Source organism: Flavobacterium branchiophilum NBRC 15030 = ATCC 35035 (genome assembly GCF_002217205.1).
Classification (GTDB): domain Bacteria; phylum Bacteroidota; class Bacteroidia; order Flavobacteriales; family Flavobacteriaceae; genus Flavobacterium; species Flavobacterium branchiophilum.
In genome coordinates this window covers 1-19,169 of sequence record NZ_MUGT01000067.1, presented here as the reverse complement: position 1 = coordinate 19,169, position 19,169 = coordinate 1, and the positions used below count along the sequence as shown (strand labels likewise).

Below are 19,169 nucleotides of genomic sequence, written 5' to 3'. Positions count from 1 at the left end.
AATTATTTTATATGAGCCACAACAACACCCAAAACCCTAAAAACAGCCTTACGAACATCAATTGTATTGGGGCATCAGGGTGGTGCATTGGTTCCACTAAAAAAGATCACTCTAATGGGTTTTGGCGGTAAGCAAGGACCAGGAAACCAACTTATTAGTTGGATTCACGAACAGGATTTTGCCCGTGCTGTTGCCCATATCATCCAACAAAAAATCATTGGTCCTGTCAATATAGTATCCCCAAAACCGATTAGTAATCAGGATTTTATGTCCAAATTAAGAGCCCATCTCAATAGGCCTTTTGGCATTGCAGTTTCAAATCGCTTATTACATTTTGCCGCTTTTCTTATTCAAACCGAACCCGAATTGGTATTGAAAAGCAGAAATGTAGTTCCAAAAAAATTAATCAAAAATGGCTTCCAATTTGAATTTGACACGCTCGATTTAGCTTTAAAATCATTAACCTCAACAAAAAGTTGCTTCAAATAATGCACAAAAATGTTTACTGATTTTGGCCTTTACTTCTTGCTCATCGACACTTGCAACGCCAAGTTCTACTTGTAACGATGTAACAGCTTTGCCTTTTATGCCACAAGGAATAATGTTGTCAAAATACCCCAAATCAACATTCACATTCAGGGCAAAGCCGTGCATGGTTACCCATCGGCTGGCACGCACTCCCATAGCACATATTTTTCGAGCAAATGGTGTACCTACATCTAGCCAAACCCCTGTTTCGCCTGGACTTCGACTTGCTGAAAGTCCATAGTCAGACAAAGTCAGCATGATTGTTTCTTCTAAAAGCCTTAAATATTTATGAATATCTGTAAAAAAATTCTCTAAATCTAAAATCGGATAACCTACTATCTGTCCAGGGCCATGATAAGTAATATCGCCTCCCCTATTGATTTTATAAAAAGTAGCCCCCTTGCTTTTCAATTGATTTTCTGTAAGTAATAAATTACTAATGTCGCCGCTTTTGCCCAGTGTATATACATGCGGATGACTTACAAACAAAAAGTAGTTTGGTGTCTTGATTTGTGTATCATTTTGCCGATTGGCAATCTTCAAATCGACAATTTCCTTAAACAAAGCCTCCTGATAATCCCAGCAGTCTTTATAATCTCGAAAACCTAATTCTTGTAAGTAAATTTCTTTATTCATTTGTTTGTAATCCATAAAACTGCTTCCTAAATTTTGTTCTAAACCTCCAATAGTTGCTACAAAGTTACACTTTTTATAGTCTAATGCGTTAATTATATTGTCCCGATAATTTTACATTACATATTTTTTATATATTTGCCCATGCAAAAATTAGAAATAACCTCAATGAGTGTTTCAGAGATTGAAGCCTTATTAAAATCGAAAGAAGACTATAAGATTGCTCTTCGTTTGTTTAGTATTTTATCAATTGCTAAAGGAGAAAGTAGTCGTAAAGCACAGGAATTATTACTCTTAAGTCATAATCAAATTTGTATTTGGGTAAAAAGGTTTAACGAATTTGGTTTAGAAGGATTGAATGACAGACCAAAAACAGGAAGAAAACCAAAAATTACAAATGATCAGTTGGATTGGTTGAAAAATTTAATACTTAATGAAAGCCCCACGAAATATGGCTTTAATACTGAAACATGGACGGCTCCTTTACTAGTAAAAGTTGTTGAAAAACATTGTAATATAGTTTATTCAGATGATATGATCTATGTGCTATTAAAAAAGAAGATGGGTTTAACTCACAAAAAAGGCAAGGGTTTTTATGCGGAGGAAAAGCCAGAATTGAGAGAAAAATTTGTTGAGGATTTAAAAAAAACGCTATGAATGCCTTACTGAAGCTATTTTTATATTTGAAGATGAATGCATTATGAGCAATACAGCTGACATTTCCTATAAGTGGATTAAAAAAACATATTGAAATACTACCGTATAAAAGTGTGTGTTTTTTATGTAATCTTAATTATTAGCTTGATTGTCATATTAGTCCTATTTCATACGTCAAATTTATAATCGACTTCAAAAAAAAAAACACCTCATACCGTTTTTTAAAACTGTAAGAGGTGCCAATAGTAGTGAATTATTTAGGTTAAGATATTCCTTATTGGTATTGTTTTTAAGTTATTGTTTTGTTTTTACAATAATTTTCATATTTGGTTGCAAATATATATAATTTATTTCTATTATCATCAATAAAATAAAATATTTGTATGTATTTAAAGATATTTTACATTTTATATCCATTTTTATATGATAACCTTGCTATTGCTACATAAATAAAAGGTTTATAAAAAAGACAAGCCAAAAACATACGCTGTTTGTATTGCCGACAATCATTTGTATTGGATCCAAAAACGATGCCTTTTTTACTAAAAAAAAAGATGTCTTGGTCTGTTATTTTTCGACTTGTCTTATATTTTTAAATCAACTATTCTTTTATAATTTTCAATGTTTTGCTGCCTTTTTCTGTTTTTAATTTTACAAAATAAATGCCGCTGGCACGTTGGCTCAAATCCTGATGTACTTCTTTAGCATCAACGCTGATGCTTTCCAAAATCCTACCCCCAATGTCATACCATTCCAGTTTTTTGATGGCTTCTTGGCTTTGAATATGTAGTTGATCTTTTGTAGGATTTGGATATATTTGAACCGTAATCGCATCATTATCGTTGGTTCGCAACGTTTCAAATACCGTTGTGGCATCGTTTGTGGCTACAGGAAAATTATAGTCAAAAAAGATATTGGCATTAGACGTTACATGACCCGTAGTTTGCACGTTGGGGTTCGACTTCATTTTGAACAACACATGACCGTGACCTCCCGATGGTGAGCCTGCCAACTGGATGTTCTCGAAAATAAATTCCACCAAATTGCCGTTTAATCGGGTGTAAACGTTGTGCGAGGCATTCATCACTTGCAACGAACTCAAATCGTATTCCGCTGGATTGATTGTCGTTGCCACCACAATATTTTCGGCAGCTGCCGTGCCTGTGTTTTCAAATCGCACGTTATAATGTAGGTAATTGCCAATCATACTTGGATCCAAACTACCGCCCTCTAAACAGTAAATGTCATTTGGATCAAACGATCCGACCACCGTTTGATTATAAACAAAAACGTTATCTGCAGGCACTTCGTCGCCCGTAAGTGGGGTAATTTGAGCATTAAAAGCCAATATATCGCCATTATTTACCGCTGGCGTTTCGGTTGGTGTATTGACATTTAAAGTAAAGGCGATGCTACGGTTTTCAAACGGCAACAAATTGCTGTAATTCCATGACAATGAACCTGTTGTATTTGAAGTTGGCGTTATTGAAGCATTTACGAAATCCGATTTTGCATCATCAAAAGTAACAGAAACTGCTCCCGAAAGCGGTTGGTTGCCTTTGTTTTTATAAATCAAACGATACTCGGCATCAAAACCAGGGCGGGCGGGGGTTACTTGTGCCAAAACCACTTCCAAATCGTTGTGGGTGCCATTTGGGGTGATGCAGAAATCCTGACTTGCGGTATTGTTGTTATTATTAGCAAAAGCAATTTGCGTTGTGGCTGGCGACACATTAAAGTATGTTGGGTTTTCCAATTGAGGGGTTAGAGTAAACGTGCCATTGTTCATAAAAAAGGCATAATCGCCCTCAAAATTGGTAAACGTAGAACCCGAATTGGTGCCATCGGACATATTAACCCTTAAAAACTCAAAAGGAGCATCGTTGGTATCGCAGCCGTTGGTTTCGTTGTCGTATAGTGCGTTGCCCGAAATGGTGTTGTAGTTGCCGCCAGGTGTGAAGGAACAATAACTATTTATATTTGCTGAAGGGTATTGTGCATGAAAAGTAGTCGTTTGGAAATCGTCCACACAAAGGTACACGTTTCCAGATTCATTTATGACTGTATGATTATAATTTTCTAAAAAACTTAAATTTTCATTGATCCCATTATTTAAAAAAATTTTATTTCCCACACCTAAATAAACTTGTTCTAATTTTAAATTACTATTCAAATCTATCGTTTCTAAATTTGGTATATCTGTTGATAAAGTCAAATTTTTTAAATTACTAAATAATTGAAAATTTATTGGTAAAAGTGGACTTTGAATAACACTTAAACTTTCTAAGTGAATAAATGATTCTATACAACTGATTGGAGTAATTCCATAATAAACATGATTTCCACCCATACTATTTGTTGAAAAAGATTCTAAATTTGTATAACGCTCTAACCCTCGTGTTTCTTGTAAATGACGATCGCCACCGCCAAAATAACTAGGTCCATAAATTACATTTCTTTGCATCGTTAATGTATTTAATGCGTTGCTAAGATAAGTCATCATGTAAGGAAGGTATTCATCAACAAAATTTCCAATATTAGAAATTTGAGCTGATGGATATAATCCTGTAAAATAGGCAAATTGATTCAAATCTGTTATAATTGTATGCAATTTTGAGTTTCCTGAAAAATCAAAACTAGTTTCACTTACATTGTTATTGAAATAAATTTGTCTTAATTGATTGTTAGAAGCATTAATGGTTTGTAAATTTATTAATTTTGATAAATCTATAAAAACACAACTGTTATTGCTAAAATTCAAATGATTTAATTCAGTTAATGAAGCTAAATTAAGATAACTTATTGTATTTGAACTACAATCTAATGACGTTAAATGTGTAAAATATTCAATACCTGTCAAATCTGTTATTTCTGAGTTTGATAAATTTAAGCTTGTTAAAGACAATGCCTCGTTTTTTTGAATTTTTAAATCATTATTAGTATCTACACCTAATGCAATTAATTTATTTTTAAAATTTATATCAGCAATGTCAATCGTAATAAAACTTTGGGCTAAATTACAATCAGCACTAACTGTTATTTGATTTTCTAAACTAGCTAAATTAACTTGGTATTGAAGTGATGGTACTTGAATAGAATCTGCACAAATAAAATTTAATTTAGTATTCGGTAAAAAAGTTATCTGATTTTCTAAAGATGTATTTGCTAACTTCAATAATTTCAAATCACTGTTACTGCAATTCAATGTATTCAATAATGGACAATTATTCAAATCAATTTCTTTAATCTTACTTTTTGAACAATCTAAATTTTCTAACAATGGAAGATTATAATTAAAAATAGTCAAGTTACTTCGAGAAATATTTAATGTTTTTAATTTATTACAATTTGTTAAACTTAAATTTGTTAAATTTCCATAAGGAGCAGGGTTTTGATAGTTCGTACTTGCATATAAATCAAGATACTCCAAGTTTATAAAATCATTAAAATTTAATGAACTAATTGTAGCAACATCTATTGTTGCTCGTTTTAAACTTGTTTTAACAATTGGCAAAGTCAAACTAACTTCAATTGGACCATATATAAAATCATTTGAATTTGGTCCAGTACTCAAATAAATCTCTTCTAAAAGCGATAAATTAGTTAAATTTACTATTGGTTTACTGATTATAAATAATTTCTTTAAATGTGTTAATTGCGAAAAATCAATATTTCCACCATTAATTAAATTTATTTCTTCTAAATTTTGAAGATCCGTTATATTATATTCAATTGTAACACCTAATGAATATCCTCCTTCAGAATAATCTGTAACAATAAATTTTTTTAGATTAGAACAGCCATTTATATTTATTTTATTTACACTTCCTTCGGTAACAATATTTTCTAAATGTGTCATATTACCAAAATCTAAAATTTGTGTATAGTCTGTAAGAAAATTAAAAAGGTCAAACTGTCCACTTGTAATTTCTGGATGGTAATTTGATAAATCAATTGAAATCAAATTAATAAAACTTTTTATACCCGTTATATTTTGAATACTACTCAATCTTAAATCTAAACTTGACACATTATTTGCCTCACTCTGCTGAATCAGATTATCATTATTCGTATCAATCACTGTCCAATTCCCATTCAAATCTTTTGCAATTTGGTTGGTTGTGGTGTTTGCTGAAAGTAACTTCAACTTAAAATTAATATCTGGAATACTCACCACTTGCCCATTAGCAAAAGCCACGGCACATAATAAAACTAGGGTTGTATATATTTTTTTCATAATTATCTCATTTATTTCTTCATCAATTTTTCCACTTTTTTACCAGTTTCAGTTTGGATTTCTAGGATGTACATACCTGTTTTTAAGTGGTTTACATCTATTGTTTTTTGTAATGAATCCGCTTTTATAAATTGTACAATTCTGCCTTGGGCGTCGAAAATGGTGATGGCATTGATATTGCTTTGGGCCGATAGGGTAACGCTGTCTTCTGCTGGATTGGGGGCTATTGTTACTGTTGTGTCTTTTGTAAAATTTCGATTTTGCAACGTTTCAAATACCGTTGTGGCATCGTTTGTGGGTACAGGAAAATTATAGTCAAAAAAGATATTGGCATTAGACGTTACATGACCCGTAGTTTGCACGTTGGGGTTCGACTTCATTTTGAAAAGCACATGTCCGTGACCTCCCGATGGTGAGCCTGCCAACTGGATGTTCTCGAAAATAAATTCGACCAAATTGCCGTTTAATCGGGTGTAAACGTTGTGCGAGGCATTCATCACTTGCAACGAACTCAAATCGTATTCCGCTGGATTGATGGTTGTGGCTACAACAATATTTTCGGCAGCTGCCGTGCCTGTGTTTTCAAATCGCACGTTATAATGTAGATAATTGCCAATCATACTTGGATCCAAACTACTGCCCTCTAAACAGTAAATGTCATTTGGATCAAACGATCCGACCACCGTTTGATTATAAACAAAAACGTTGTCTGCAGGCACTTCGTCGCCCGTAAGTGGGGTAATTTGAGCATTAAAAGCCAATATATCGCCATTATTTACCGCTGGCGTTTCGGTTGGTGTATTGACGTTTAAAGTAAAGGAGATGCTACGGTTTTCAAACGGCAACAAATTGCTGTAATTCCATGACAATGAACCTGTTGTATTTGAAGTTGGCACTACTGAAGCACTAACAAAATCCGATTTTGCATCATCAAAAGTAACAGAAACTGCTCCCGAAAGCGGTTGGTTGCCTTTGTTTTTATACACCAAACGATACTCGGCATCAAAACCAGGGCGGGCGGGGGTTACTTGTGCCAAAACCACTTCCAAATCGTTGTGGGTGCCATTGGGTGTAATGCAAAAATCCTGACTTGCGGTATTGTTGTTATTATTAGCAAAAGCAATTTGCGTTGTGGCTGGCGACACATTAAAGTATGTTGGATTTTCCAATTGAGGGGTTAGAGTAAACGTGCCATTGTTCATAAAAAAGGCATAATCGCCCTCAAAATTGGTAAACGTAGAACCCGAATTGGTGCCATCGGTCATATTAACCCTTAAAAACTCAAAGGGAGCATCGTTGGTGTCGCAGCCGTTGGTTTCGTTGTCGTATAGTGCGTTGCCCGAAATGGTGTTGTAGTTGCCGTTTGGGTTGAAGGAGCAATAATCACCTACTACGCAAGTATCCCACATTTCGTAAACATTAACAATATATTGCACACTTTGTTGTTCCATGTCATCAGCACAAATATAGGTTAAATTTGGATTATTTAAAAATGTTTTGGTTTCGTTGGTATTGTTTTTAAAAGAAATGAATTGCAAATTGTTGTTGTCGCAGTTTACAGATTGCAAGTTGCCGCAATCAGATAAATCTAAGGTTGTTAGTTGGTTGTTTTGGCATTGAAGGGTTTGGAGAGATGTGCAGTTAGATAAGTTTAAATTATTTAAAGAACAATTATTGCTTACTAAACTACCGAATAAACTTAATCCACTTAAATTTAAAGTTGTTAAGTTTGTGTTGTTATCACAAATTAATTTTTCTAAATTTAGGCAACTTTGTAAATCTATACTTGATAAACTTGCCTTTGATACATTAATTTCTTTTAAACTTGTACAACCTAATAAATCTATCGAATTTAATAAACTATTTTGATAATTACCACTCCAGCCATAGTATTGGGCGTTTAAAATCTCTAAATTTTGTAATCCAGTTAAATTTAAACTTCCGAGAAAATGATTTTCTTGCACCCATAATTCTTTCAAATTATTACATCCTAATACATTTAGATTACTTAATGAACCTGAATAAATATTCCGAAAAATTAATGTCTCAATATTTGGATGGTTAGATATATCGAAATTAGTAATACTCGATGAACTTAATATTAAAGTTTTAAGATTGTTACAACCTTGTAAATTAACACTTTGAACACTATTAAATTTACCAAAATCAACATATTCTAAATTAGGTAAATTAGAAAGATTAAGGTTTATTACATTACCATTATTATCTTGTTCGGATTGAGTAATTATTGTCTTTAGACTTGAACAACCAGTAAAATTTATATTTGACAAAACATTAAATCTACCCAAATGAACAAATTCCAAGTTAGTTAAATTACTTAAATTCAATGTATTAACACTAGAATCACCACTATTTCTCCAACACTCACAATTTGTACTGTAATAAACTCCCATTCTTAAATTCACTAAGTTTGTAAAAGAGTTAAGCCCTGTAAAATCTAAGATATTATTTAATCCTAAAGATAAACTTGTAATTGCGTTTGCTTCACTTTGTTGTATTAGATTGTCATTGTTAGTATCGACTCCGTTTTGTATTAATCCCAACTTAAAATTAATATCTGGAATACTTACAATTTGTCCGTTTGCAAAAACCACGGCACATAATAAAACTAGGGTTGTATATATTTTTTTCATAATGCTTGTATATTTAAATTCTATAAGGTTATTTTTTTAATAATTTCGTCCAAAAGCCCCATGCGTTTGCTCGATATGGGTACTTGGCTGTGGCACGACATTTCTACATAATTGTCTTTTTTAGAAAACGAAATAATTTCGTTTCTATTTATCAAATGCGATTGATGAATGCGTTCAAAACCAAAGGTTTGCAACAGTTCGTCATACTCTTTGAGGGTTTTTGATGTAACAATTTTCCTGCTGTCTTTCAAAAATACTTTTGTATAATTGCCCATGGCTTCAAACCTTAATAGCTGCTCTATTGGCACAATAAGTGTTTTGCTATCAGATACCAAAGCTATTTTTTTGGTTTCGGCTGGCTTGTTCAAATGCTGCAGGAGCAAGTCTATTTGTGGGTATTGGTTGTTTGTCGTTTGTTGCACTACCCTATCCAGCACTTGCCTCAATTCTTCGGCATCTATGGGTTTCAAAATATAGTCTATCACGCTGTATTTAAAAGCCTTTACTGCATATTGTTGGTAGGCTGTTATGAATATAATTTTGGGGGTATAATGCGGTACATTCGTTTTCAATTTTTCTAAAATATCAAAACTGCTTCCCTCATTGATTTGAATATCCAAAAACAACAAGTCGGGCTGCTGATCAACTATACACTGATAACCATCGGACACACTGTCGGACTCGCCAACCAGTTGCAAGCTTGGCATGAGTTTTTTTAACAAAAGTCGAAGCCCTTTTCGCAATTGTAATTCGTCTTCTATCAATACTGCTTTCATGATTGTTGTAGTTTTAAATACAGGCTAATGGTAGTTCCTGGATAATTGGGGTCCAAGTGGGTTTGTTCTACTACAAGTTGGCCTCCTAGTGTTTCTATTCTTTTTTTGATTATGCCCATGGCCATCGACTGGTGTTGTAGCACCGAATGGGCTTTTTGCCATTTTGAAACTTCATATCCTATGCCATTATCTTGAATGACAACCTTTAAATGCTCGTGGTCTGTTGAAAAATCAACCCGAATTTGGCCTTTAATTTTTATGGTAGCAATGCCGTGCAAAATGGCATTTTCTACTAACGGCTGCAAGAGCATAGAGGGCAACTTATAGTCTAAAATTGATGCTTTGCTATACGTAATGTCATAATCAAACTTGTTGTCAAATCGCAATTTTTCGAGGGCAATATATTGATCTAAATTGTCTATTTCGTTTGCAATCGTAATGCTATCTTCTTTTGAATTTTCTAAAGTCAGCCTCAAGAGTCGTGCAAATTTATTGAGGTATTGCGTTGCCAAGTTATATTCTTCTTGCAAAATCAAACTCGAAACACTCCCCAAACAATTAAAAATAAAATGAGGATTCATTTGCAAAAACAAGGCCTTGTGCTGCAACTCTGCTTTGTCTTTTTGCAGCTTTAAATCTAGTTTTTGTAAGTTTTGTTTTTTGTAATACAAATAAAACAACAATACACCAAGCCCTATCAAACACACCAATACTCCTACCCCTCCATACAACCACCTGCGTTGCTTTTGATTGACTTGTGCTAGTTTTTGCTCCTCGAGTTGGTGTTGCATTTCTATATATTCTAATGCTTTGTCGTTGTTGTTTTGGGCTAATTTGAGTGCAATTTCGTAGTGTTTTTGTGTATGAAAAAACCTTTGTTGTGGATTGTCTGAAGCATATATCTGAGCCAACTCTAAATGAGCTATGGCTTGAATGTCTAGCACATTGAGCTGCTCGCTTATGGCAATTGTTTTTGCTAACAAACTTTTGGCCAATGTTACATTTTGCTCTTTTTCGGCTAGCAAGGCCTGAAAATAATAGGTGTCTGTTAGTCCAAAAACATCGTCTATTTTGACAAATGCTTGAGTGGCTAATTGCAAATATTTTCGGGCTTCGTCAAATTGTTGTTGGTGAAAATAATAATTGCCCAAAGCGTTGTACAATTCGCCTTTTGCTCTATCGTTGCTGATGTTTGAAACCTGTTTTAGTGCCAAATCTAAGTAAGTTTTACCTTGCTGAAAATGATTGATTCTGATGTAATTTTTACCAATATTGGTATAAATACTTACGGTTGTTTCTACATCTTTATTACTGGTTTTCAGGGCTTTAAATAAATATCCGTTGGCCAATTCAAATTTATTCAACGACTGGTATTCGATAGCAATATTATTATAAATGGCACTTTGCATTTCAAAATTGGCAATGTACTCAAATATCCTAAGGGCTTTAAAATGGTGGTTCAAAGCCTTGGTATAATTGCTTTGCTGGCTATAAATGATACCCATGCTGGCCCAAGAATTGGCATACATTTTTTGTATATCGGGCGTGTCATTTGTATGTAATAAAAATTCAAATATTTTGTTTTCTTTCTGAAAACAAAATAATGCTTGAGGCAAATGCCCATTGATCATCAAAATATTACCTTTATGGTGGTAGGCTTTTCCAATTGTTTGGCTGTTTTTGGCATGTTGAATCACAAAATTTGCATGTTGTAACAAATCATTTTTGGGCAAATCAAAATAATTTTCTGCTTTTTTTAAATGATCCAAAACCTCAGCCCGCTCTTGTTGTACGGGCGATGAACAGCCACACCATACTAAAAGTAAAAAGAACCCTATTTTTGTTTGCATCTTGCTTACTTATTTATACCCACAAAAGTAGTTGATTCTCAAAAACAAATGCAATAAAAATGACAATAGCCTTTATTTTTAGGATAATGGTAGTGCTTTTTTTATTAAATAAGGTTGCGTTTTGAAATTTTTATGTGATTAAATTTGACTTTTTTAAATACCATAATTGATGTACTTACCACATTTACTGCAATTTGTTTTTATTGTTTATCATATAGTTTTCTTGTATTTTATCAACAGTTTTCTTGTTCTTGTACTTCTTGTGGGTGTTCGTTTTTTAAAGGTATAATCAATTATTTATTTTGACAATAGTTTAAAAAAATAAAAAAACTACCATTTTTGAGTTAATGATTCACTTGGTATTGGATTATTTTAATCAAAAATAAATAAATATTTATTATGTTTTGAAATATTATTATCATAATTAACATCATTTATAAATAAAAATTAAAATTAAATTGATTTAAAAATTTTAAAATTATATACATAAATTACTTTTATATTTCAATTTTATCATATCTAATTATTGATTAATACGACTAATACTATTGTTTATATTGAAATGTAACGGTTTTATTTTTTATATATTTTGAGTTGAATTTTTTATTGATTTAATATATACTAAATTTACTACGAACTATAAATTGTTATTATTATGAAAAAAATATTACTTTTATCTGGATTTTTGTTCTGCTTTTTATTAGGCTTCGGACAAAATAAAGATTATTATCCAAAGCCAAAATACCCTGCTTTATTTAAAACGTTAGGATGTCCGGTTAAAGCATCTGACCCTGAATGGGTAAAAAAAATGTATAGTGAAAACCCCAATTTTTTTGAGGTTAGTGCATTATATGATGCTTATTACAAGGTTCATGTGTTAGAAAAAAATACACATACACAAAATTACAAGCAATTTTTTAGACTTGTAAACACAAACAAATATTACAACAGCGAGGGAGATATTGTAATAGAAGAGCCATTAAAAACAGCCGAAAATACAGCTGTTGCAAGCAAAAATAACAATCAGTACACCGTTTCGGACGCTTGGGTTCCTGTGGCTCCAATAGAAACGTTTGAAACTAATGGCAACAGAAAATCGTCTCAAGTAAACATTTACTGTTTTACGCAATCAAAATCTAACCCCAATGTATTGTATTGTGGAACAGAAACTGGTGCAGTATTTAAATCTATAGACAAGTCCGAGAATTGGACAGAAGTAGGCAAAACCGTTTTTGATTATGGAACTTCACAAGCAATTAAAGTAGATCCAAATAATGAAAACATTGTGTATGTTGCACACGACACACGTTTATTCAAATCGATAGATGGTGGTCAAAACTGGACTTTGATGCTTACTTCAACATGGCAAAATGATGTAGAAGTTAGCCCAAACAATTCAAATATTGTGTTTGTAAGTGGCAGTTTTGGGCTCAAACGGAGTACCGATGCTGGACAAACATGGACAAACATTACAGCGGATGTTGTAACGGATATAGAATTTAAAAGCAACGATGCTTCTGTGGTGTATATTGCCAAGAAAAACAGTGCTGTAAATAGGTTTGAAATTTGGAAATCGACGGATGCTGGATTAACATTTATGGCCAAAACAAGCGGATGGTTTGTACCTACAAACGGGGTTGCAAATCATGCAGAGGGGGCAAAAATTGCCAACACACTTGCCGATCCAAATAGAATATACGTATTATTGCTTGGAAGTGATATAGATTATGCTACTGATATCAATTATATTGGTGTATATAAAAGTACCGATGCAGGCGAATCATGGAGTTTGCCTTATGATGGAAATAATGATGGAACACCCGATAATAATCCTGGAGGGCCTTATTCTGCAACGCATTGGGCCATGTCCACATTTAACGTTAATGGTGGCAATTATGATCAAGGTTTTTATAATGCTGCTATAGACGCTTCAGATACTGATCCAAATGTTTTTATGGTTGGAATGCTCAATTTATTTCGCTCTTCTGATGGTGGTACTACATTTAAACTTCATGGTGGCTATGGTTGCAATAATTGTTCTAATCGATACAGACATCCCGATATTCAAGGAATTCAAGTACAAGGCAACGATGCTTGGGTGGTAACTGATGGTGGAGTAGATCAATATGATGTCAACTTAAATTTTTTAGACTCTAAAAATAAAGGAATAACCACTTGTGATTTGTGGGGCTTTGATCAGGGTTGGAACGAAGATGTTGTGGTTGGTGGCAGATACCATACTGGTAATATGGCCTATCATGAAAACTATCAGAATGGCAAAACTATTTCATTAGGTGGTGGCGAAAGTGCTACTGGTTTTGTGAATTTAGGCGATAACAAAAAAACCTATTTTGATGATATAGGGGGCAAATGGATTCCCGCTACTAGTACTGGCAACGTTCAAAATATTCCATCAATTACTTTATATCCAAAATCAGGTAACAGTTTGGAAAAAAGCGAAATTGTAAACGACCCTAGGTGGTGGAACAATATTTATTTGGGCAAAGACAATAAAATATGGGCAAGTGAAGACTATGGAGCAAGCTTTAATTTATTGCACGAATTTGGTGTAGCTGGCAACACAGTTAGAGGAATCGAGGTTTCTAGACATAATCCAAATCTCATTTTTGCCGTTCATCACTTGGGTAGTACCGTGAAATTGTGGAAAAGTACTGATGCTGGTGTCAACTGGACTGAAATAACACTTCCTTTGATTTACAATAAATTTTCTATGAGTTTAAACGAACAAGACGAACTGTTTATAGCTTATGATGTAACTGGAAATAGCACTACAAAAGTATATAAATCCGTCAATTTAGGACAATCATGGAGTAATATTACAACAACTGCACTAAACGGTTTTCAAATCAGAGACATTGAAGTACAAGAAGGTACAAATGGTGGTGTGTACATCATTTGTTCTCGACATGTATTTTATAAAAACAACACACTTACTAATTGGGTTGATATGTCTAATGGTATTCCGTCTAGTTTTAGACTTTTAGATGCCAAACCATTTTACAAATCGGGCAAACTTCGTATTGCTGGAAACAGAGGAGTATGGGAACATGATTTTTACGAAAATTCTGTTCCAAAAGCACAACCAATGGTAGCCAATAAACAAGTATATTGCAACAGACAAATCGTTCAATTTGAAGATTATTCTATTTTAAATCATACGAATGCTACTTGGCAATGGAGTTTTCCTGGTGCCACTTCTATTTCGTCCACCTCTATAAGAAATCCATTGGTTGTATATGCTAATCCTGGTACTTACAACGTTAGTTTAACTGTTACAAACCCTCAAGGTACAAGCTCTAAAACAGTTCAAAATATGATTGTGGTCAATCCTAGTGAATGTACCCCAAAACCTTTTGCAGAAAAAGCGGCACTCTTTAATGGAACAAATAGTCAATATTTAACCAAAAATTTTAATCCACAAAAAACCGTTACTAATTTTACGTTCTCTGCTTGGATTAAACCAAATGGTATTCAACAAGATTACTCCTCTATACTTTATACTAATGGAATTACGCTAGACTTTAAAAATGGCACTAACGAATTAGGTACCCACTGTGGAGGGCTTTGGTGGTATAACTCTGGACTTATTGTTCCTAAAGACAAATGGTCGTATGTGGCTTTGATTTATACACCTACTAAAGTTACATTGGTACTAAACGAAAAAACCTACGAAATAAACACTTCTTTTCCTAGCCAAAACCTTTCAACTCTTGACTTAGGAATTCACAACAGACGTAATGACAGACAATATAAAGGCATATTGGAAGAAGTGTGTTTATGGGATAGAGCACTTACTTTAGATGAAATTAGGCTCAACAAACACCTTACAAAAGTTGGCAATAGTGATAACAATCTTTTTGCTTATTACCAATTTAATTCTATTTTAAATAACGAGATTTTTGATGTAAAAAACAACAACGATTTAAGTGTTATAAACGGTGCTTCAACGATAGACTCCTCTTGTCCTATCGGACCAGGAGTTGCCCAAGCACTAACACTTAATCAAAATAATACTTTATATCATTTTACAACTCCAAATGTTATAATAAACACTGGCACTACTAATCCTAATGGACGTGTAGTAGTTACTAGAATAACAACAGAACCTTATTTAAAACCCAATGCTGATTATGATATAAATAATGAGTACTACTGTATAGAAAACTATGGTACTGTAAGCGATGTAAATAACTTAAGCAACGTTGTGTTTACCGATGTTTCTAATTTAAGTGGTTTACAAAACACCGAAGTAAAATTATTTGAAAGAGAACGTAATAGCGATGTGCTATCAGATTGGACAGACAAAGGAAACCCTACAACCATCAACGCAAATGCCGTTGCTTTTGCTCCAATTCAAATTACTAGTCCTATCCCTTTCAACAATAATGCTACTGCTAATACCTTAAATCAGTCTAGCGGACAGTTTTATTTCAAGTCTATTAGTGTTTTAAATAACACTACCAATACTCTAAATCAAAATGTTTTGGTGTATCCAAATCCTTCCTCTATCGAGTCGGGGTTTTACTTCAAAAACATAGGACAACAAGCCCTTTTGAATGTATATGACAGCACCGGTAAATTAATATTTATTAGTAAAATCAACGAATCTGAAAAAATTAATGCCGCAAAAGCACCCGGAATTTACTTTTATAGTGTAGAGTCTCTTGATAAAATTATTACAGGTAAAATCATTATAAAATAATCATCTTTCGTTTTTTGTATCTGTACTAAATATAGGTACTAATTGAAAAAAAATAATAGCTTAAAACAAGGAAGCCCTAATTATAAAAATTAGGGCTTTTTTATACTTAATACCAAACACTCATATAAAATAGCCCAATTTGCAAGCTCTTTTTCTCCAAATATTTCACAAAAAAATAATTACGTAGCCCAGCTATGAAATGATTTTTTTATAAAATCTTGAAAAAAAATAGCATTGCATTTTTAGACTATTTTATATAAGTGTTTGGTATAAAATTTCAATATTTTCAAAATTTGAAACATTCCTAAAATATAGGCAATGTTATTTTTCATTCATTTTTTTGCTTTGTAAGGCATGAGTCCTTTTTACCCTAATTATTCAATCAACTCATCATCCTACAATGGTTAATTTTGCAAACCGCAATAACAATTTTTTGATGCCCCCAACTTCAAATCGGATTTCGGCTTTCTTATCTGCCCCAACCCCCTCCAAATTGATAATTTCGCCCTTACCAAATCGCTCGTGAATAATAATTTGCCCTATTTTCATCCCACTATCTCCAGCAGAGGAAGAGCCTGCAGAGGAAGAGCCCATAAGCGACTTCAGTTTTCTAACTTGGTGTTCGGGTTGTGGCTCTTGGTCCGTAATATACTTTGGCGGCAAGCCCGATACAGGTTTTGTCAGTCGCAACTTTGATTTATCCACATCGCCAAATATATCATTGTCTATCAAGGGTTTGTAACGATAATTGGTTTCAACTGGCGTTATATATTCCAAAAACTCTTCTTTAATTTCTTCAATAAACCTAGAGGGTTCGCTATCCGACAGTTTGCCCCAGCGGTACCTGGATTGGGCATACGTCAAATAAGCCTGATGCTCGGCACGTGTAAGAGCTACATAAAACAACCGACGCTCTTCCTCCAACTCGCTTCGGGTACTCATAGACATGGCACTCGGAAACAAGTCTTCCTCCATACCAACCACAAAAACCGTTGGAAATTCCAGTCCCTTTGCCAAGTGTATCGTCATCAATGCCACCCGATCATCATCGCCTGTGTCTTTGTCCAAATCTGTTGCCAACGCTACATCCTCCAAAAATTCAGACAAAGCACCCCTAGCCCCATCAACCTCTTTTTGACCATCTATAAAATCCTTGATACCATTAAGCAATTCCTCTATATTTTCTATTCGTGCAATTCCTTCTGGTGTACCATCTTTTTTGAGTTCTTGTACCAAGCCCGTTTTTTTGGTAACATGGTCAGACAAATAAAAGGCATCCTGATTTTCATTAATCACCTGAAAACTCTGAATCATCGTTACAAAATCATTGATTTTTTGTTTCGTACCCGAGTTGAGTTTCAAGTCTATCCGATCTATATTTTGCATCACCTCAAATATCGACCGCTTGTAATGGTTGGCCGCAATGGTCAATTTTTCAACCGTAGTGTCGCCAATGCCCCGTGCAGGATAATTAATCACCCGTACCAATGCCTCCTCGTCCTTTGGATTGATTACCAATCGCAAATAAGCCAAAACATCTTTAATTTCTTTACGCTGATAAAACGACAACCCACCATAAATCCGATACGGAATATCCCGTTTTCTAAGGGCATCTTCCATTGCCCTAGACTGGGCATTGGTCCTATACAAAATAGCAAAATGGCTGTTGGGTTTTTGAAATTGCATTTTCTCCTCCCAAATCGTGCTCGCTACAAATCGGCCCTCTTCTGCATCGGTCAAACTGCGGTGCACTTTAATTTTTTGCCCAAAATCATTGGCCGTCCAAACCACTTTATCCAATTTGGTTTTATTTTTATCTATAATAGAATTGGCCGCTTCTACAATATTCTTGGTCGAACGGTAATTTTGTTCCAATCGATACGTCTGAACGCCTTCATAATCCTTTTGAAAATTCAATATATTATTAATATTGGCCCCCCTAAAAGCATAAATACTCTGAGCATCATCGCCCACAACACAAATATTCTGAAACTTGTCAGACAAAGCCCGAACAATCAAATACTGAGAATGGTTTGTATCCTGATACTCATCTACCAAAATATACCTAAATCGGTTCTGGTATTTCATCAAAACATCTGGAAACCTCGACAACAACTCGTTGGTTTTCAACAACAAATCATCAAAATCCATAGCCCCCGATTTAAAACACCGTTCCACATAATTCTGATAAATCTCGCCCAATCGGGGTTTTTTAGACATCGCATCGGCCTCCTGCAAATCAGGATTATTAAAATAGGCTTTTACCGTTACCAAACTATTTTTATACGACGAAATCCTACTCAAAACCTGCTTCGGCTTATAAATATCCCTATCCAATTGCATCTCCTTGATAATCCCCGAAATACAGCGCAACGAATCCTGCGAATCATAAATCGAAAAATTGCTTGGATACCCCAGTTTGTCTGCCTCCGACCTCAAAATCCTTGCAAAAACCGAGTGAAACGTACCCATCCACAAATTTTTAGCCTCGTTATTCCCCACAATCGACGCTATCCTATTCTTCATCTCACGAGCAGCCTTGTTTGTAAACGTAAGTGCCAAAATATTAAACGAATCTACCCCAAGACTCATCAAATAAGCAATCCGAATAGTCAAAACACGGGTTTTTCCAGAACCCGCACCAGCTATAATAATCATTGGTCCATCTTTTTGAAGCACAGGCAATTGCTGGGCCTCATTAAGCTGCGATATATATTTTTGCATCATGATTCACTTTTTTTTAATGGCAAAAATAACAATTTAAAACCATACCGCCATTACAAAAAAACAGCTACACAATCAAAAACCTGTCCATAACCAAACAACCACCCTTTTTTTTCAAAATCAGGAGCAGCCACTTCAGGCATTTTCACGCAGGGCCAGTTCCCGCCATTCGCTCTATCTTTTTGTTTTTAAAGAAAAAACAAAAAGGATGCCGCTACTGTCGGGGCTATATCGCAGCCACAGTCTGTGTAACCCATGGTTTTTGAAGAGGAAAAAGAGGCAGGAAGAAAGAAGATAGAGGAAAGAAAAAAGAAGATAGAAAAAAGAAGATAGAGGAAAGAAGATAGAGGAAAGAGGAAAATGAATAGCCTTGGTGGTTTCATCAAC

The 19,169-nt window shown here is 34.1% G+C and carries 10 protein-coding genes; 3 read left to right on the top strand and 7 right to left on the bottom strand.

All coding sequences use genetic code 11. The features are described 5' to 3' along the window. Nucleotides 1-114 precede the first annotated feature (114 nt). Nucleotides 115-489 (top strand): DUF1731 domain-containing protein, encoded by a 375-nt coding sequence (locus B0A58_RS09195; RefSeq protein ID WP_243389472.1) that lies wholly within the window; start codon nt 115-117, stop codon nt 487-489. Here B0A58_RS09195 and lipB read toward each other — a convergent pair. Continuing rightward, on the bottom strand, nt 466-1,164 hold the full coding sequence (lipB, locus tag B0A58_RS09190; RefSeq protein ID WP_089080817.1) for a lipoyl(octanoyl) transferase LipB: 699 nt from the start codon (nt 1,162-1,164) through the stop codon (nt 466-468). The two genes, B0A58_RS09195 and lipB, sit on opposite strands and share 24 nt — an antisense overlap. Before the next feature lie 141 nt (nt 1,165-1,305). Between lipB and B0A58_RS09185 the strand changes: the two genes are divergently transcribed. Beyond that, entirely contained in the window at nt 1,306-1,818 is a 513-nt protein-coding gene (locus B0A58_RS09185) for a helix-turn-helix domain-containing protein (protein ID WP_089080815.1), read from the top strand. A 601-nt stretch (nt 1,819-2,419) separates the two neighbouring features. Here B0A58_RS09185 and B0A58_RS09180 read toward each other — a convergent pair. From B0A58_RS09180 to B0A58_RS09165, 4 genes are read right to left on the bottom strand one after another with little or no spacing between them, the layout of a single operon-like run. Next, nucleotides 2,420-6,055: a DUF7619 domain-containing protein gene (locus B0A58_RS09180; protein ID WP_089080814.1), complete on the bottom strand. Its 3,636-nt coding sequence runs from the start codon at nt 6,053-6,055 to the stop codon at nt 2,420-2,422. Between the two features lie 11 nt (nt 6,056-6,066). Next, a complete protein-coding gene (locus tag B0A58_RS09175) occupies nt 6,067-8,709 on the bottom strand; it encodes a DUF7619 domain-containing protein (protein WP_089080813.1) in 2,643 nt (880 codons plus the stop codon). A gap of 20 nt (nt 8,710-8,729) precedes the next feature. Continuing rightward, nucleotides 8,730-9,485 carry a LytR/AlgR family response regulator transcription factor gene (locus B0A58_RS09170; RefSeq protein ID WP_089080812.1) on the bottom strand — a complete coding sequence of 252 codons (756 nt, stop codon included), beginning with the start codon at nt 9,483-9,485 and terminating at the stop codon, nt 8,730-8,732. After that, complete coding sequence (locus tag B0A58_RS09165; RefSeq protein WP_089080811.1) at nt 9,482-11,335, bottom strand: tetratricopeptide repeat-containing sensor histidine kinase; 1,854 nt, start codon at nt 11,333-11,335, stop codon at nt 9,482-9,484. The genes B0A58_RS09170 and B0A58_RS09165 overlap by 4 nt, the downstream gene beginning before the upstream one ends. Nucleotides 11,336-11,990: 655 nt before the next feature. Between B0A58_RS09165 and B0A58_RS09160 the strand changes: the two genes are divergently transcribed. Then, nucleotides 11,991-16,058, top strand: coding sequence for a LamG-like jellyroll fold domain-containing protein (locus tag B0A58_RS09160; protein ID WP_089080810.1), 4,068 nt, complete (start codon nt 11,991-11,993; stop codon nt 16,056-16,058). Nucleotides 16,059-16,448: 390 nt separating this feature from the next. Here the strand turns inward: B0A58_RS09160 and B0A58_RS09155 are convergent, their stop codons facing one another. Both B0A58_RS09155 and B0A58_RS16630 read right to left on the bottom strand, forming a co-directional pair. After that, complete coding sequence (locus tag B0A58_RS09155) at nt 16,449-18,782, bottom strand: ATP-dependent helicase (protein WP_089080816.1); 2,334 nt, start codon at nt 18,780-18,782, stop codon at nt 16,449-16,451. Between the two features lie 174 nt (nt 18,783-18,956). Further along, nucleotides 18,957-19,169, bottom strand: a 213-nt coding sequence (locus B0A58_RS16630) for a hypothetical protein (RefSeq protein ID WP_207758839.1), incomplete at its 5' end; no start/stop codon positions are given.